General features: G+C 71.7%; 11 protein-coding genes. 4 read left to right on the forward strand and 7 right to left on the reverse strand.

What is annotated here, in order from left to right; all coding sequences use genetic code 11:
* Window position 1: 1 nt before the first annotated feature.
* From ACIGJI_RS10570 to ACIGJI_RS10590, 5 genes are all read right to left on the reverse strand, one after another.
* A complete protein-coding gene (locus ACIGJI_RS10570) occupies window positions 2-409 on the reverse strand; it encodes a DapH/DapD/GlmU-related protein (RefSeq protein ID WP_363446675.1) in 408 nt (135 codons plus the stop codon).
* Between the two features lie 81 nt (window positions 410-490).
* Window positions 491-1264 carry a DNA-formamidopyrimidine glycosylase family protein gene (locus ACIGJI_RS10575; RefSeq protein WP_363446677.1) on the reverse strand — a complete coding sequence of 258 codons (774 nt, stop codon included), beginning with the start codon at window positions 1262-1264 and terminating at the stop codon, window positions 491-493.
* Window positions 1264-2061, reverse strand: a complete 798-nt coding sequence (locus ACIGJI_RS10580; RefSeq protein WP_187662316.1) for an EI24 domain-containing protein — start codon at window positions 2059-2061, stop codon at window positions 1264-1266. The genes ACIGJI_RS10575 and ACIGJI_RS10580 overlap by 1 nt, the downstream gene beginning before the upstream one ends.
* Window positions 2062-2107: 46 nt before the next feature.
* Complete coding sequence (locus tag ACIGJI_RS10585; protein WP_366244092.1) at window positions 2108-6691, reverse strand: ATP-dependent helicase; 4584 nt, start codon at window positions 6689-6691, stop codon at window positions 2108-2110.
* A 150-nt stretch (window positions 6692-6841) separates the two neighbouring features.
* Entirely contained in the window at window positions 6842-8524 is a 1683-nt protein-coding gene (locus tag ACIGJI_RS10590; protein WP_363446681.1) for an ATP-binding cassette domain-containing protein, read from the reverse strand.
* A gap of 208 nt (window positions 8525-8732) precedes the next feature.
* Here ACIGJI_RS10590 and ACIGJI_RS10595 point away from each other — a divergent pair, with 208 nt between their 5' ends.
* The gene (locus ACIGJI_RS10595) at window positions 8733-8924 is read left to right on the forward strand and encodes a hypothetical protein (RefSeq protein WP_366244090.1); all 192 of its coding nucleotides are present in this window, start codon (window positions 8733-8735) and stop codon (window positions 8922-8924) included.
* Here ACIGJI_RS10595 and ACIGJI_RS10600 read toward each other — a convergent pair.
* The gene (locus tag ACIGJI_RS10600) at window positions 8897-9577 is read right to left on the reverse strand and encodes an alpha/beta hydrolase (RefSeq protein WP_187662312.1); all 681 of its coding nucleotides are present in this window, start codon (window positions 9575-9577) and stop codon (window positions 8897-8899) included. The two genes, ACIGJI_RS10595 and ACIGJI_RS10600, sit on opposite strands and share 28 nt — an antisense overlap.
* Window positions 9578-9643: 66 nt before the next feature.
* Here ACIGJI_RS10600 and ACIGJI_RS10605 point away from each other — a divergent pair, with 66 nt between their 5' ends.
* On the forward strand, window positions 9644-10249 hold the full coding sequence (locus tag ACIGJI_RS10605) for a DUF4916 domain-containing protein (protein WP_268776644.1): 606 nt from the start codon (window positions 9644-9646) through the stop codon (window positions 10247-10249).
* A gap of 222 nt (window positions 10250-10471) precedes the next feature.
* Window positions 10472-12250: a hypothetical protein gene (locus ACIGJI_RS10610; protein ID WP_363446683.1), complete on the forward strand. Its 1779-nt coding sequence runs from the start codon at window positions 10472-10474 to the stop codon at window positions 12248-12250.
* 90 nt (window positions 12251-12340) lie between these two features.
* Here ACIGJI_RS10610 and ACIGJI_RS10615 read toward each other — a convergent pair whose 3' ends face one another.
* A complete protein-coding gene (locus ACIGJI_RS10615; protein ID WP_363446685.1) occupies window positions 12341-13408 on the reverse strand; it encodes a low specificity L-threonine aldolase in 1068 nt (355 codons plus the stop codon).
* Between the two features lie 60 nt (window positions 13409-13468).
* On the opposite strand from ACIGJI_RS10615, the gene ACIGJI_RS10620 reads away from it, so the two are divergent.
* On the forward strand, window positions 13469-14908 hold the full coding sequence (locus ACIGJI_RS10620) for an MFS transporter (RefSeq protein WP_259954328.1): 1440 nt from the start codon (window positions 13469-13471) through the stop codon (window positions 14906-14908).
* Window positions 14909-14922: the final 14 nt, after the last annotated feature.

Genomic DNA, 14922 nt, shown 5'->3' on the forward strand with positions numbered 1-14922 from the left:
ATCAGGCGGCCAGCCAGAGACCCTTCTGATCGGTGGCGACGGTGAGCCCCGCTGCGACGGTCTCGTCGTCGCCGATGCGGGCGCCCCGCACAATGCGGGCCCCGGCCCCGATGTCGGTGCGGACCCCGACGTGCGCGTGGTCGCCGACCGCCGCGCCCTGGCCGACGTGCGCGTGGGCGTCGATGTACGCGCCTTCGCCGATCACAGCATCCTCGTCCACCCACGCACCGCGGGCGATGATGGCCCCCGCCCCGACGCGTGCTCCCGGTTCGATGTAGGCTCCCGCCTCGATGTGCGCCTTCGGATGCACCTTGGCGCCATGCGCGACGAGACCGCGACCGTTGGCGTGCTTGCGGTACCGCAGCGTCGCTCCGTGGTCGTTCTCGATGTCGACGTAGTTCTTGCCCACGATTCCTCCCGTGCTCCGGAGTTCTCCGGATATATCAACAACCACGGGAGGGGGAGATTCATTCCCGCGGATGGATACCGCTCAGCGCTGGCACCGGGGGCACCAGAACGTGATCCGCTCTCGGGTGGGATCCGCCCCCAACTCGCCGCGACGGATGAGCGTTCCGCAGCGTCGGCAGGGGCGTCCGGCGCGTCCGTAGACCCATGTGGACTGCCCCGGGCGGTCGATGCCGGTGAAGGTGCGGTTGCGGCGGTCGCGGTTCGCGCGGATGGTCCGCACGCCCAGGTCGAGGAGGGCGGCCACGTCGACCTCCTGAGTCGGCGTGGTCGGCAGGATTCCCCGGAGGAACAGGAGTTCTGCCGCGTACTCGTTGCCGAACCCCGCGACGTTGCGCTGATCGAGCAGCGCGACGTGGATGGCCCGGGTGTCGGCGCCGAGCCGCCGTGCGGCCTCGATCGGATCCCAGTCGGCCGCGAGAGGGTCGGGGCCGAGGTAGCCGACGAGGTCGTCCTCGTCGCGGGTGGGGACGACCTCGACTTCGGCGATGTCCACGCCCACGGCCTCGCGTTCGGCCGTGCCGACGATCGCCCGCACCTTGAACGCGGGATGCCGCCACTTCTCACCGGGCCGGTACACGAACCACGCACCGTCCATGCGCAGATGCGAATGGAGCGTGCTCTCGCCGATCCGCAGCAGCAGGTGCTTCCCGCGGGGGACGGCGCCCTGCACCCGCTGGCCGGTCAGATCGAGGGTCGCGAAGCGCGGAACGCGGAGGTCGAAGCGCGTGACCTGCCCGCCGGCGAGGGCCTCGTCCAGGCGGCGTGCGGTGCGAAAGACGGTATCGCCCTCGGGCATCAGGCGATCCCGGGTGTGCGGTCGTGCGGCACGGCCGCACTCGCCGTCGGCTGGACGGCGGCGAGTGGGGTGCGGGCCTGCATGTCTCGCGCCAGCATCGTGCTCCCCGCGACCGCGGCCGGCATCACGGCGACGGCACCCCCGGGGATCAGGAAGCACAGCTGGGTCGCGACGCCGAAGCCCAGCACGCGGGCGCGACTGCCGGAGAACAGCGCGGCCCGGGCGGCGGGGCTGAGGTCACGGGCGTCGAAGGCGCGACCGGTCAGCTCCCGCGCCAGCAGGCGGCCCGTGAGGACGACACCGGAGACCGCTCCGAGGACACCGCCGACGCCGGGCACCAGACCGATGAGGAGCACGAGGAGCGCGATCAGGATGCCGAGCACGACGAGCCGGAGGCCCTCGCCGACGGTCGTCCAGAAGCTGCCGCCATCCGCAGGAGGCGGGTCGCCGAGGTCCTTCTCGACGGCGTGCCAGATGCGCTGGTAGAACGGGTCGCCGATCGTGAGGGTGAGAGCGCTGAACACGGAGCTGGCCAGAGCGAGTGCGGCGGCGACGACGACGAGGCCGACCGCGGTCCGCAGGACGCCGCGCCAGGGCTCCACCCAGCCGTCGGCGAACGGGGTGAGCCAGGCTGCCAGCGAGGGCATCGACAGGATCAGCGGCACGAGGACGGCGGCGAGGAGGACGAGCGCGATGATCGCGGGGACGAGCCCGAGCGCCATCAGCCCCGGACGGGTGCGCCACACGCCGAACCCGCGGAACAGGGTGCGGACGCCGGCGGCGAACTCTCGGATCATGGCTCCAGGGTAGGGGTGGGTCGATGGTGGTCGTGGTCAGGCCGGGTCAGACGGCCTTGCGGAGGGTGAAGCCGCGCGGTGTCTGCACGAAGCCCGCCTCCTGCAGGGCCCGCGCGAGGATCGTGCCGTACACCCCCTCGCCGTTCACCTTCTCGACGGTCAGGGTGTCGAGGCGGCGGTCCCTGGCTGTCGTCGCGAGGTCGGCGGCGGCGGCCTGCAGCACCTCCTCGTCGTCCGTGAAGCACAGCACGGTCCGTCCGCCGCGCTCGAGCGACAGAACGAGCGCGCCGTCGACGAGCACCACGAGCCCGCCGGCCTTGCGCCCCGGGCGATGCGAGACGCCCTCGAGCTTCGGCCACCCGAGCGCCGCGCCGTAGGGGTTCGCGGGGTCGGTGGCCGCCAGGGTGACGGCCTTCCGCGGCGGCGGATCGGCGAGACCGGCGTAGGTCCGCAGACGGTCGACCGTGGCCGATGCCGCGAACTGTGCGGCGCCGAGCTTCTCGATCACGTAGCCGCGGCGGCAGTGCCCCGCCTCCTCGAATCCGGCCAGCACACGGTACGCCTGCGCGAACCCGCCTGGCACGCCCTCCGACTGCACGGCGCCGCGGGTGACGACGCCATACCGGTCGAGGAGCAGGCCGGCGGTGACGGTCGCGCGGCGCGCCGGGTCGGTCTCGACCTCGGGGAGCAACGACCAGCGTCCGCCGATCGAGGTCGGTCGAGGAGCCGTGCGCGTGAGGGACATGCCGCGATAGGTGCGCGCACGCGGAGCACGGCGCTTGACCTTATGGGCCTGGGAGCCGCCGGTCAGCAGCGAGCGGATCGGCGCGAACGTGTCGTTCGTCACATGCCCCGACCAGGTCAGAGACCACAGCGCCTCCAGCACGGACTGCTCGTTCTCGGCGCCGGTCATCTCCTTGAGCTGCGCCGCGAAGTAGGCGCCGCCCGCCGCGAGGGCCGCGAGGAGGCGCGCTTCCAGCGACTCCGCGGCGATCTCCGCGTCCGGATCGGGCAGCGTGAACGGGGCGAGATCGGCGGGGTGCAGCGAGACCCACCCGTCGCGCCCGGGGAGCGTGCCGTGTCCGGACCAGATCACCTCGCCCGCGGCCGTGAGCTCGTCGAGCATCGCCGGGGAGTAGTCGCGCACCCGCGATGGCAGGACGAGCGACTCCCAGGCGCTGGCCGGGATCGGGACGCCGGCGAACTGCTCGATCACCGTGAGCACGCCGTCGATGCCCTCCAGGGGGCGACCGAGATGCTGCCAGTCCGGAAGGAAACGCGCGTACGCCTCGGGCGAGACGGGTTCGACGGATCCGCGGATCGCCGCGAGCGACCGCATCCGCAGCCGCCGCAGGACCTCGGAGTCGCACCACTCGAGGTCGTCGCCGCTGCCGGCCGCGGTGGGGAGGAAGTACCCGCTCGTGAGGCGGCCGTTCGTCTCCAGGCGCTGCAGGGTGTGCCGGGCGACGGCGGCGCCGAGGCCGAACCGCTCGGTGACGGCCGTGGTCGTGAAGGGGCCGTGGGTGCGGGCGTGACGGGCCACGAGGTCGCCGAGGGGATCCGCCAGGGGCTCGAGGAACGCGACGGGGATGCCGGTCGGCAGGGCCGCCCCGAGCGCATCCCGCAGGCGCCCTGCATCTTCGATCGCGGCGACCCTGGACACCCCGGCGATCGTGACCGGGATGGCACGTCGCGCGGTCACGAGGTCGTCGAGCAGTGCCGCCGCGGTCGCCCCGGCGGTGGAGTCGGGATCGAGGCGCGCGGCGACCTCGTCGGCATCGAGCGGGCCGAGCAGCCGGAGCAGGTCGGCGACGCCCTCCAGGCCGCGCGCCCGGCGTTCCGGATCGAGCCGCTGGGCCTCGCGCTCGAACTGGGCGATGACGTCGGGGTCGAGGAGCTCGCGCAGCTCGACCGTGCCCAGCAGCTCGCCCAGCAGCGCCGGGTCGACGGAGAGAGCGGCGGCGCGGCGTTCCGCGAGCGGTGAGTCGCCCTCGTACATGAACGCCCCGACATAGCCGAAGAGGAGGTCGCGCGCGAAGGGCGACGGCTGCCCCGGCTGCGTCTCGACGAGGCGGATGCGGCGGTCGGCGATGCTCGTCGCGAGCTTGCGCAGCGACGGCAGATCGTAGACGTCCTGCAGCACCTCGCGCAGGGTCTCCAGGATGACGGGGAAGGTGGGATGGCGTCGCGCGACCTCGAGGAGTTGCGCCGAGCGCTGGCGCTGCTGCCACAGCGGCGTGCGGCGGTTGGGGTTCGTGCGCGGCATGAGCAGGGCCCGCGCGGCGCACTCCCGGAACCGCGAGGCGAACAGCGCCGAGCCGCCGACCTCCTGCGTGACGAGCTGTTCGAGCTCATCCGGATCGAAGACGAACAGCTCCGCGCCGGGCGGTTCCGACTCGGCGTCGGGGATGCGGACGATGATGCCGTCGTCGCTCGCCACCGCGGAGCCCTCGACGCCGAGGCGCTCTCGCACCCGTGCGTTGATCGCCAGCGCCCACGGCGCATGCACCTTCATGCCGTACGGGGAATGGAGGATGACGCGCCAGTCGCCGACCTCGTCGTGTCCGCGCTCGACGGTCAGCGTGCGGTCTGTCGGCAGGGTGCCCGTGGCCTCCCGCTGCTCGGAGAGGTGGGCGAGGAGGTTCGCGCGCGCCTGCTCATCGAGTCCGGCGGCGATGAGGCGCTGCTCCGCCTTCTCCGGCTTCGCCGCGGACACCTCGCGGGAGAACGCACCCAGTGCCTCGCCCAGCTCGAACGGACGCCCGATGCCGTCGCCGTGCCAGAACGGGACCTTTCCCGGCTGGCCGTAGGCGGGGATGACGTTGACCCGGTCGTGGGTGATCTCGGCGATGCGCCAGCTCGTGGTCCCCAGGGTGAACACGTCGCCGACGCGGGACTCGTAGACCATCTCCTCGTCGAGCTCGCCCACTCGGGCGCCCGTGGACTCGCCCGCCACGAAGACGCCGAAGAGCCCGCGGTCGGGGATGGTGCCGCCGCTGGTGACCGCGATCCGCTGTGCGCCCGGGCGGCCGGTGAGCGTGCCGGCATCGCGATCCCAGACGAGTCGCGGCCGCAGCTCGGCGAACTCGTCGGAGGGGAAGCGGCCGGCCAGCAGGTCGAGCGTGGCCTCGTAGGCGGAACGGGGGAGTGACTGGAAGGGGGCGGAACGGCGGACGGTCTCGAACCACTCCTCGACGCTGATGGCGCCGAGGGCGCTGGCCGCGACGGTCTGCTGGGCGAGGATATCGAGCGGATTCCGCGGCACCTGGATCGCCTCGATCTTCCCCGCCAGCATCCGCTCCGTCACGATCGCGGTGTGCAGCACGTCGCCGCGGTGCTTGGGGAACAGGGCCGCGCGGCTGATCTCGCCGACCTGATGCCCGGCGCGACCCACGCGCTGGAGTCCGGAGGCCGCGGACGGCGGCGCCTCCACCTGGATCACGAGGTCGACGGCACCCATGTCGATGCCGAGCTCCAGGCTGCTCGTGGCGACGACGCACCGGAGCACGCCCGACTTCAGCTCCTCCTCGACCTGCGCACGCTGCTCTTTCGACACCGAGCCGTGGTGGGCCTTGGCGAGCACGGGATCGGCGCCCGCGGTGGACCCGGCCTGCGCCATCATCGCGGCGGGCACGGTCGGCTCCGGAAGCGCGACGCCGATCCGTTCCGCGTAGATCTCGTTCAACCGTCCGGTCAGCCGTTCGGCGAGGCGGCGGGAGTTCGCGAAGACGATGGTCGAGTTGTTCTGGAGGATGCGGTCGACGATCGCCTCCTCGACGTGCGGCCACACCGACCCGGTGACCTCGGTGTACTCCGCGTCGATGCCCGGCGCCTCCGGCGGGGCCCCGGGTGGCGGCGGCGGGTTGGTCATGTCGTCCATCGGCACGACGACGCCGAGTTCGAAGGTCTTCGAGGCCGGCGGGGCGACGATCTCGACCGGATCCCCGCCGCCGAGGAAGCGCGCAACCTCGTCGATGGGGCGCACGGTGGCGGACAGGCCGATCCGCTGCGCTGCGGTCTCCGCGCCGTGGGAGCGACGGAGGGCGTCGAGGCGCTCCAGGCTGACCGCGAGGTGCGCGCCGCGCTTGGTGGCGGCGACGGCGTGCACCTCGTCGATGATGACGGTGTGCACGTCGCGCAGCGTCTCGCCCGCCCTGCTCGTCAGCATCAGGTACAGCGACTCGGGCGTGGTGATGAGGATGTCGGGCGGATCGGACACGAGCTTGCGCCGATCGCTCGACGTCGTGTCGCCCGAGCGGACGCCCACCGTGATGCCGGGGGCGGTGAGGCCGAGCCGCCGGGCGGACTGCCCGATGCCGATGAGCGGCGAACGCAGGTTGCGCTCCACGTCCACGCCGAGGGCCTTGAGCGGGGAGATGTAGAGGATCCGCGTCCGGGACCCGTCCTTCTTCGGCTCCTCCGGCGCGTCGGCGCGCTCGCGGAACACGCTGTCGATGGCCCAGAGGAACGCCGACAGCGTCTTGCCGGATCCTGTCGGCGCCACGACGAGGGCATGCTTGCCGGCGGAGATCGCCTCCCACGCGCCCGCCTGGGCCGGTGTGGGTGCGGTGAAGGCACCCCGGAACCAGTCCTGTGTGGCTGGGGTGAAGCGGTCGAGCACGTCGCTCATGCCTCCATCATTCCCGACCCCACCGACATCCGGCTCGGACCTTGACAGCCCCCTCTCCCGCCCGCACGACCCGGTCCCGCCCGCACGACCGAACCGTGGTTCCGGTCGTGCGGGCGGACAAGGGTCGTGCAGACGGAATGGATGACGAGGTCACACGACCTCCTGCAGCACGCCGTCCGCGTCGATCTCGAGCGTGAGGTCGAGGTCGAGCCGGTCGAGGAAGGCGTCGTCGTGACTCACCACGAGCACCGCGCCGCGGTAGGCCCGCAGCGCCTCGACGAGCTGGTCGACCGTGTCGAGGTCGAGGTTGTTCGTCGGCTCGTCGAGGACGACGAGGTGCGGAGCCGGATCCGTGAGGAGCAGCCGGGCCAGAGCGACCCGGAACCTCTCCCCGCCGGACAGCGCGGACACCGGGCGGTCGGCCGTCCCGCCCCGGATGAGGAACCGTGCGAGCCGGTTGCGGAGCTCCTTCTCCGGGACCTGCGGTGCCGCGGCGGCGACGTTCGCGAAGACGGAGAGGCTCTCGTCGAGACCGTCGACGCGCTGCGGGAGGTAGCCGATCCGGTCAGTGAGCGCCTCCGCCCGGAGCTCCTGCCGTTCACAACTCAGGAGATCGCGCCCGATCTCCGCCTCCGGCGTCGGATTCGGACGTTCCGGCGCCTCTTCTCCTGAGGTGTGCACGGCCCCGTCGACCAGCCGCTCCAGCAGGGTCGTCTTGCCGGCGCCGTTGCGCCCGACGAGGGCCACGCGCTCCGGACCCTGGATCACCCACGACCGCTCGGGCCCGCTCAGCTCGGCGATCCGCCGGCTCCGCGACACGTCGGGGTCCGGCAGCTCGATCTTCATCGACGCGTCGGACCGCACCCGCCGTCCCGCCGCATCGTGTGCCGCACGTGCCGCGTCCTCCTTCGCGCCGACCTCGGTGCGCAGCTTCCCTGCGGACACCTCGGCGGCCATCTTCCGACCGTGCGCGATGATCTTCGGAACGCGCTTCTCGACCTCGGCCTTCTTGGCGGTGCGGGCCCGGTGAGCGAGCTTGACCTCGGCCTCGATCCGCTGCCGCTTCTCCTTGCGGAGCACCTGGGCGGCGGCGACCTCGGCCTGCTTCGCCGCGTCCTGTTCCGCATCCAGCCACGCGCGCCACTCGGAGTACGGCCCGCCGAACACCGAGAGGTTCCGTCCGTAGAGCTCGGCGGTGTCGTCCATGAGCTCGAGCAGTGCGAGGTCGTGGCTCACGACGATGAGCGTGCCCTTCCACGACTGCACCATCGCGGCGAGGGTGGCCCTGGCGTCGCGATCGAGGTTGTTCGTCGGTTCGTCGAGGAGCGTGATGGGTGCCCGCCGCAGCCGGATCCCGGCGATCGCGACGAGCACGGCCTCCCCGCCGGACAACTCGCCGACCGTGCGGTCGAGGAACGCGGGGACGAGCCCGGCCTCCGCGAGGGAGGCCTCCGCCCGTGCCTCGATGTCCCAGTCGTCGCCGACCGCGTCGAAGTGCGCGGGGTCGACGTCGCCCGCCGTGATGGCGCGCACGGCGTCGAGTGCCGCCGTCACTCCGAGCAGGTCGGACACCCGGCGGTCCACGTCGAGCGTGAGCTGCTGGGGGAGGAAGGCGACCTCGCCCGAGGTGTTGAGGGATCCGGAAGTGGGGTCGAGTTCCCCGGCGATCAGTCGGAGCAGGGTGGACTTGCCGGCGCCGTTGCGGCCGACGAGGCCCGTGCGCCCGGCACCGAAGGCTCCGGAGACGCCGTCGAGCGCGACCGTGCCGTCCGGCCAGGTGAAGGAGAGCCGGTCGAGGACGACCGAGGCGTGCGAGGAAGAGGGGTGTGACATGGGGTGTCTCCTGTCGAGTGCGAGGGTGCACTGACACCGAGCCCCTGCCGGGCCGTGGAGTCACGGAAGCGGAGGAGGGCGTCTGCCGGGGAGTCGGCGATCGTCGGGTCAGCGCGCGAGAAGAGGGGCGCGGAGGCGACGATTCAGATCAAAGGACTTCCAGACACGGCGGACAGGACGCCACGACGATACCCGGGCGTGTCGCGTCGTGCAACTCATGGGCGTCGCGTTGCAGAACTGGGCGCTCGGCCTCGTCTTCGGCGTCGCCATCGGCATCGCGCTGTCCGTGGCTTTCCGCGGATCGGGAGGCAGCGTCGAGAAAGGGTCGGACGGCGCCGACGCCGTCGACGGCCCGGACTCCGGCGACGACACTCAGGACGGCCGAGGCCCCTCCGCCTGATCCGCGTCGATCCCCGCGACCCAGGTCGTGAGGAAGCGGTGGACGTCGCCGAGCTCCTCCTCGGAGATGCTGTGGGTGAGGCCGCTGTAGACGCGGCCGGAGAGGGTCGTGTGCGCGGGGAGCCATTGCGCCGTGTGGGCGATCAGCGGTGCGGGGATGACGTCGTCGTGCGTGCCGCGGCCCCAGAACACCGGAGGGCTGACCTCCGCCAGATGCTCGTCCTGGGGAAGGGCGTCCGGGGCGGCGTACCCGCTCAGTGCGACGACCGCACCGAACCGCTCGGGCGCGAGCCGCAGGGCCTGGAGGGATACCGCGGCACCCTGGGAGAACCCGAGCAGCGCCACCGACGGCGCGTCCGCCGCGGCCTCGTCGAGCCAGCGTAGGAACGCCTCGGCCGCGAGGGTGACGGCGGCGGAGCTGCGTCCGTCGAGCCCCTCGATCGGGTACCAGGAGCGACCGGGGGTCGGCCACGGCGGGGCGAGCGGAGCAGCGACCGAGGCCACGGCGATGCCGGAGGGCAGATACGGGACGAGGCCGAAGAGGTCGTGCTCGTCGGCGCCGTACCCGTGCAGCAGGACGAGCAGCGGGAGCCCGGCGGGGTCAGGGGGCGACCAGCGCGTCGCGGCAGCGTCGATCGTCAGGTTCTCGGTCACACCGTCATCCTGCCAGGGCTCGCGCCGGTGCTCCCCATCGACGAGGACGGCTGGTAGAAAGGAGGCATGGCGGTGCGCACACCCGATCCGGAGCCGGAGCCCGACGACGAGGGCCTCGGTTCGTTCCGCGACGCGAACCCGCCGAGCCCGGACGCGAACCCCGGCTGGCTGAGCGACGTCGAGCTGGAGGAGGCGCGGCGCCACCTTCCGATGCTCTACGTCGAGGCGATCCCCGTGCGCACAGACGGCTCCGGTCAGGTCACAGAGATCGGTGTGCTGCTGCGCTCCACCCCGCTCGGCGAGATCACGCGCACGATCGTGTCGGGCCGCGTGCGCTTCGGCGAGACGATCCGCGACGCGCTGTTCCGTCATGTCGAGAACGACCTGGGTCCCATGGCCTTCCCGCTGCTGCCGCCGCAGCCGCTGCCGTTCACGGTGGCCGAGTACTTCCCGATCCCGGGGGTGAGCGCGTACCACGACGACCGTCAGCACGCCGTCTCCCTCGCCTTCGTGGTGCCTGTGACCGGCACGTGCGAGCCGCGTCAGGACGCGCTGGAGGTGACGTGGTTCTCCCCGGAGGCCGCCGCCTCCGATGCCGTCGCCGCCGAGATGGAGGGCGGCCGCGGCACCCTCATCCGGCACGCGCTCGCCAGCCTCGGCCTCCTCCGCTGACCCTCTTCGCGCCCTCCCCGACGAGACCCCGGCTTCGCGTCGAGACCCCGGGCTTGACCCGTGCGGAACGCGGGGTTTCGACGGCGGCCCGGGGTCTCGGCGAATGGCGCAGGAATCCGAGCTTGTCCTCGGAGCGTGGGAGCGGTATTCATGACGAAGGTGATCTGTTCAGAACGCCCTGATCCGCGCGGTCATCGACCGCGTCCGTCCCGAAGGATGCTCATGGCGTTCGCCGCTCCTCTCCGCACCCTCCGCGCGCTGGCCGTCACGGTCGCCGCCGCGCTCCTCGCCTCCGGGCTCGTCTTCGTCGCGGCACCCGCCAGTGCGGCGACGGCGTCCGACCCGGCCTTCCCCGGGGTCGCCGAAGCGCTTCCCACGGCAGTGGAAGCGGCCGCGGAGGTCGCCGCCGCTCCCGGTGAGACGGACCCGGACGGCACCGCCGTCGTCTCCGGACAGGTCACGTTCCCGGACGGCATCGATCTGAGCACGGGACGGACCTTCGTCGCGGCCTATGCACCCGGGGCGGATGCCGGTTCCCCGCTCGCGGCCGTCGGTGTGACAGACGGGTCGTACTCCCTGCGCGTCCCGCAGGGCGACGTCGTCCTCGGTGTGGTGTCGGAGGGACGCGCAGTCTTCGATCAGGGGGGCCCGCAGGCCGGCGACGTCGTGTCTGTGGGGCCCGACGGGTTCGTGCGCGACGTGGTGCTCGAGCGCTCCGCCCTCGTCTCCGGGCGCGTCACCGCGCCGACCGGCGTGGACATCACCGGGCAGCGGGTCGTCGTCGCCGTCTACCCGGTGGCCGGAGCCGGGGCCGCGGTCACCGCCGCCAACGTCGTGACGGACGCCGGTACGTTCGCGGTCGGAGGGCTGCCGGCGGGCGAGTATCGCGTCGCCTTCGTATCGTCGGTCGCGGGCGCGGTCTCGGAGTGGTGGCAGGACGCATCTCGATTCGAGAAGGCGCGGCCGCTCGTGCTGGCTGCAGGGGAGGCGCGGCCGGGGATCGATGCCGCACTCGAGGCGCTGCACCGCATGGAGACCTCGGTACCCACGATCAGCGGTACGCCCGTCGTCGGACAGACCCTTCGAGCGCTTCCGGGGGCCTGGACCGCGGGTGCCGCGCTCAGCTACCAGTGGTACGCGAACGGAAAGGCGATCGCCAAGGCGACGGCCTCCTCCCTCGCGCTGACGACGGCGCACGCGGGGACGCGCATCACCGTCAGGGTGACCGGGAAGAAGGCCGCCTTCGCGTCGGCGACGGTCGGCTCGGCTGCGACGGCCGCGGTGCTCCGCCCGCTCGTCTCCCCGACACCGTCGATCACGGGCACGCCCACCGTCGGGCAGACCCTCAAGGTCAGGACCGGAACCTGGACGGCGGGGACACGGCTGACGTATCAGTGGTACATCAACGGTGCCGCTGTCGCACGAGCCACCGCGGCCTCGTTCACGCTTCCGTCGTCGGCGGCCGTGAAGACGGTGACCGTCGTCGTCTCCGGGACCAAAGCCGGGTACGCCGCCGCATCGCGGCGCTCGAAGCCGACGGCCGCGGTGAAGGGGATCCTGTCCGCACCGACGCCTCGGATCACCGGATCCGCGATTGTGGGCTCCCGCCTCACGGCCGTCCCGTACACCTGGACGAGCGGCACCCGGCTGAGCTACCAGTGGTACATGAACGGGCGGGCGATCTCCCGTGCGACCGGCTCGACACTCGTCGTCACCCCGGCGATGGTGAAGGCGAGGATCACGGTCCGGGTCACCGGCACGAAGAGCGGCTACATCTCCGCCGCGCGCACATCGGCTCGGACGGCCGCCGTCGTCTATCCGGGGCGCACCACGCCGATCTCGACCTGGAACTGCCCCGCGTGGGCTCCCATCAAGGGCAACGCGCAGTCGATGATCTATCACGTGCGGAGCGGGGCGTACTACGCGAAGACGAAGCCGGAGGCGTGCTTCTCCACGGAGAGCGCCGCCGTCAAGGCCGGCTACCGCAAGTCGAAGCGCTAGGCGACCTTCTCCCGCCGAGACCCCGGTTTCGCGCCCACACCCCGGCGTAGACGCGCAAGCACCCCGGGGTCTCGACGCGAACCCGGGGTGTCAGGGGCGCGTGAGGCGGGCGAGGGCGTCGACGAAGGCGTCCACGTCGGACTCCTCGGTGTCGAAGCCGCACATCCAGCGCACCTCGCGGCGCGCCGCGTCCCAGTCGTAGAAGCGGAACACGTCGCGGAGCTGATCGGCGACGCCCTCCGGCAGAGTCGCGAACACGCCGTTCGCCTGCGTCGGCTGCGTGAACTCCACTCCGACGATCGACCCGTCGGCGAGACCGTCCTCGATCCGCCCGCGGAGCCGGGCCGCCATGGCGTTGGCGTGCCGGGCGTTGCGCAGCCACAGGTCGCCGTCGAGCAGGGCGATGAGCTGCGCCGAGACGAACCGCATCTTCGACGAGAGCTGCATGTTGAACTTGCGCGCGTAGTTGAGGCCGACGGCGGTCTCCGGGTTCAGCACGACGATGGCCTCGCCGAGCATCGCGCCGTTCTTCGTGCCGCCGAAGGTCAGCACGTCCACCCCGACGTCGGTCGTGAACGCCCGCAGCGGGAGGTCGAGGGCGGCGGCCGCGTTCGACAGGCGCGCGCCGTCGACGTGGAGCTTCATGCCGCGCGCGTGGACGTGATCGGCGATCGTGCGGATCTCCTCCGCCGTGTACAGCGTGCCGAGCTCGGTGGACTGCGTGATCGAGACCACCAGCGGCTGCGCGCGGTGCTCGTCGCCCCAGCCCCAGGCCTCGCGGTCGATGAGGTCGGGGGTGAGCTTGCCGTCGTCGGTGGGGACTGTGAGGAGCTTGAAGCCGCCGATCTTCTCGGGCGCTCCGCCTTCGTCGACGTTGATGTGGGCGGTCGAGGCCGCGATCACGGCACCCCAGCGCGGCAGCATCGACTGCAGGCCGGTGACGTTCGCCCCGGTGCCGTTGAACACGGGGTACGCCGCGGCGGTGTCGCCGAAGTGCGCCTGGAACACCTCCTGTAGGCGGGCGGTGTAGGCGTCCTCGCCGTAGGCCACCTGGTGGCCACCGTTCGCGGCCGCGAGGGCCGCCAGGACCTCGGGGTGGATGCCGGAGTAGTTGTCACTGGCGAAGCCCCGGATGGCGGGGTCGTGCGGGATGCTCACCGGACAAGCCTAATCGCCTTCCCCTACCGGATGTCGGAAGCCCGCTCTACCCTCGAACCCATGGAGCGCAGCGCGGCGAAGACCGCTTTCGCGAACGTCCTCGTCAACACGTTGATCGCCAACGTCACGACGAGCTTCCTGTGGTTCGCCCTCACGTTCTGGGTCTACATCGAGACCCGGTCCGTGCTGGCCACGGGCATCATCGGTGGTGCGTACATGCTGTTCGTCGCGTTCTTCGCGATGATGTTCGGCACCATCGTCGACCGGCACCGCAAGCACCGCGTCATGCTGCTGTCGAGCGTCATCTCCGCGGCGGCATTCCTCGTCGCAGGCGTGCTCTACCTCTGGCAGCCCGAGGCCTCCCTGCTCGACCTCGGCGGACCGTGGTTCTGGCTCTTCTCCGGCGTCATCCTGTTCGGCGGGGTGATCGAGCAGCTCCGCAACATCGCGCTGTCCACGACGGTGACGCTGCTGGTGCCGGAGGAGAAACGGGCCAACGCCAACGGTCTCGTCGGCACCGTGCAGGGGATCGCGTTCCTCGTCACGAGCGTCTTCTCCGGCCTGTCGATCGGCTTCCTCGGCATGGGGTGGACGCTGGGAATCGCGATCGCGGCGATGGCCCTCACCTTCGCGCACCTGCTGTTCATCCGGATCCCGGAGGCGGAGCCCGAGGTCGATCCGGAGGCGAAGAGCGCCGTGGACTTCCGCGGCAGCGTCCAGGCGATTCGCCAGGCGCCCGGACTGTTCGCGCTCATCGTCTTCTCGACCTTCAACAACCTCATCGGCGGCGTCTACATGGCGCTCATGGATCCGTACGGACTCACGCTGTTCGACGCGCAGATGTGGGGGTTCGCCCTGGCCTTCGCCTCGACAGGTTTCCTCATCGGCGGGGGACTGGTGGCCAAGTTCGGCCTCGGGAGGAAGCCCGTCCGCACGATGCTCCTCGTCGTGATCGCGATGGGGCTCCTCGGCGCGATCTTCATGCTGCGCGAGTGGTGGCCGCTGTACGTCCTCGGCATGTGGGTGTACATGGCGCTCGTGCCTCCCGTCGAGGCCGCGGAGCAGACCGTGATCCAGAAGGTCGTGCCGTTCGCGCGCCAGGGACGGGTGTTCGGTACTGCGGCCGCGATGGAAGCGGCGGCGGCTCCGATCACCGCCTTCCTCATCGCCCCGATCGCCGAGTTCCTCGTGATCCCGTACATGGACAGCGCGCAGGGGCAGCGGCAGTGGGGGTGGCTCCTCGGCGAAGGCGAGGCGCGGGGCATCGCTCTGATCTGCCTCTTCGCGGGGCTGATCATGGTGGTCGCCGCGAGCCTGGCCTTCTTCACCCGGTCGTACCGCACCCTCACCGAGCTGTACGCCACCGCCCCGGATCCGGCACCGGAGGAGGCGCAGGCTCAGGATTCCGCCGTCGACGACGCGGAAGGGGCGAAGGACAGGCCGGACACGCATCGCGACGCCCCGCCGATCGTCCCCGGGATACCGCCCGAGTCCCGGTGACGGCGCGGACCGGG

The organism is Microbacterium sp. NPDC064978 (assembly GCF_044543605.1).
Classification (GTDB): Bacteria; Actinomycetota; Actinomycetes; order Actinomycetales; family Microbacteriaceae; genus Microbacterium; species Microbacterium meiriae.

Excerpts from the sequence above, each read along its gene's own strand:
- ACIGJI_RS10610 (WP_363446683.1), top strand. The coding sequence starts at position 10,472 with ATGGCGTTCGCCGCTCCTCTCCGCACCCTCCGCGCGCTGGCCGTCACG.
- ACIGJI_RS10605 (WP_268776644.1), top strand. The coding sequence starts at position 9,644 with ATGGCGGTGCGCACACCCGATCCGGAGCCGGAGCCCGACGACGAGGGC.
- ACIGJI_RS10620 (WP_259954328.1), top strand. The coding sequence starts at position 13,469 with ATGGAGCGCAGCGCGGCGAAGACCGCTTTCGCGAACGTCCTCGTCAAC.
- ACIGJI_RS10585 (WP_366244092.1), bottom strand. The coding sequence starts at position 6,691 with ATGAGCGACGTGCTCGACCGCTTCACCCCAGCCACACAGGACTGGTTC.
- ACIGJI_RS10575 (WP_363446677.1), bottom strand. The coding sequence starts at position 1,264 with ATGCCCGAGGGCGATACCGTCTTTCGCACCGCACGCCGCCTGGACGAG.
- ACIGJI_RS10590 (WP_363446681.1), bottom strand. The coding sequence starts at position 8,524 with ATGTCACACCCCTCTTCCTCGCACGCCTCGGTCGTCCTCGACCGGCTC.
- ACIGJI_RS10580 (WP_187662316.1), bottom strand. The coding sequence starts at position 2,061 with ATGATCCGAGAGTTCGCCGCCGGCGTCCGCACCCTGTTCCGCGGGTTC.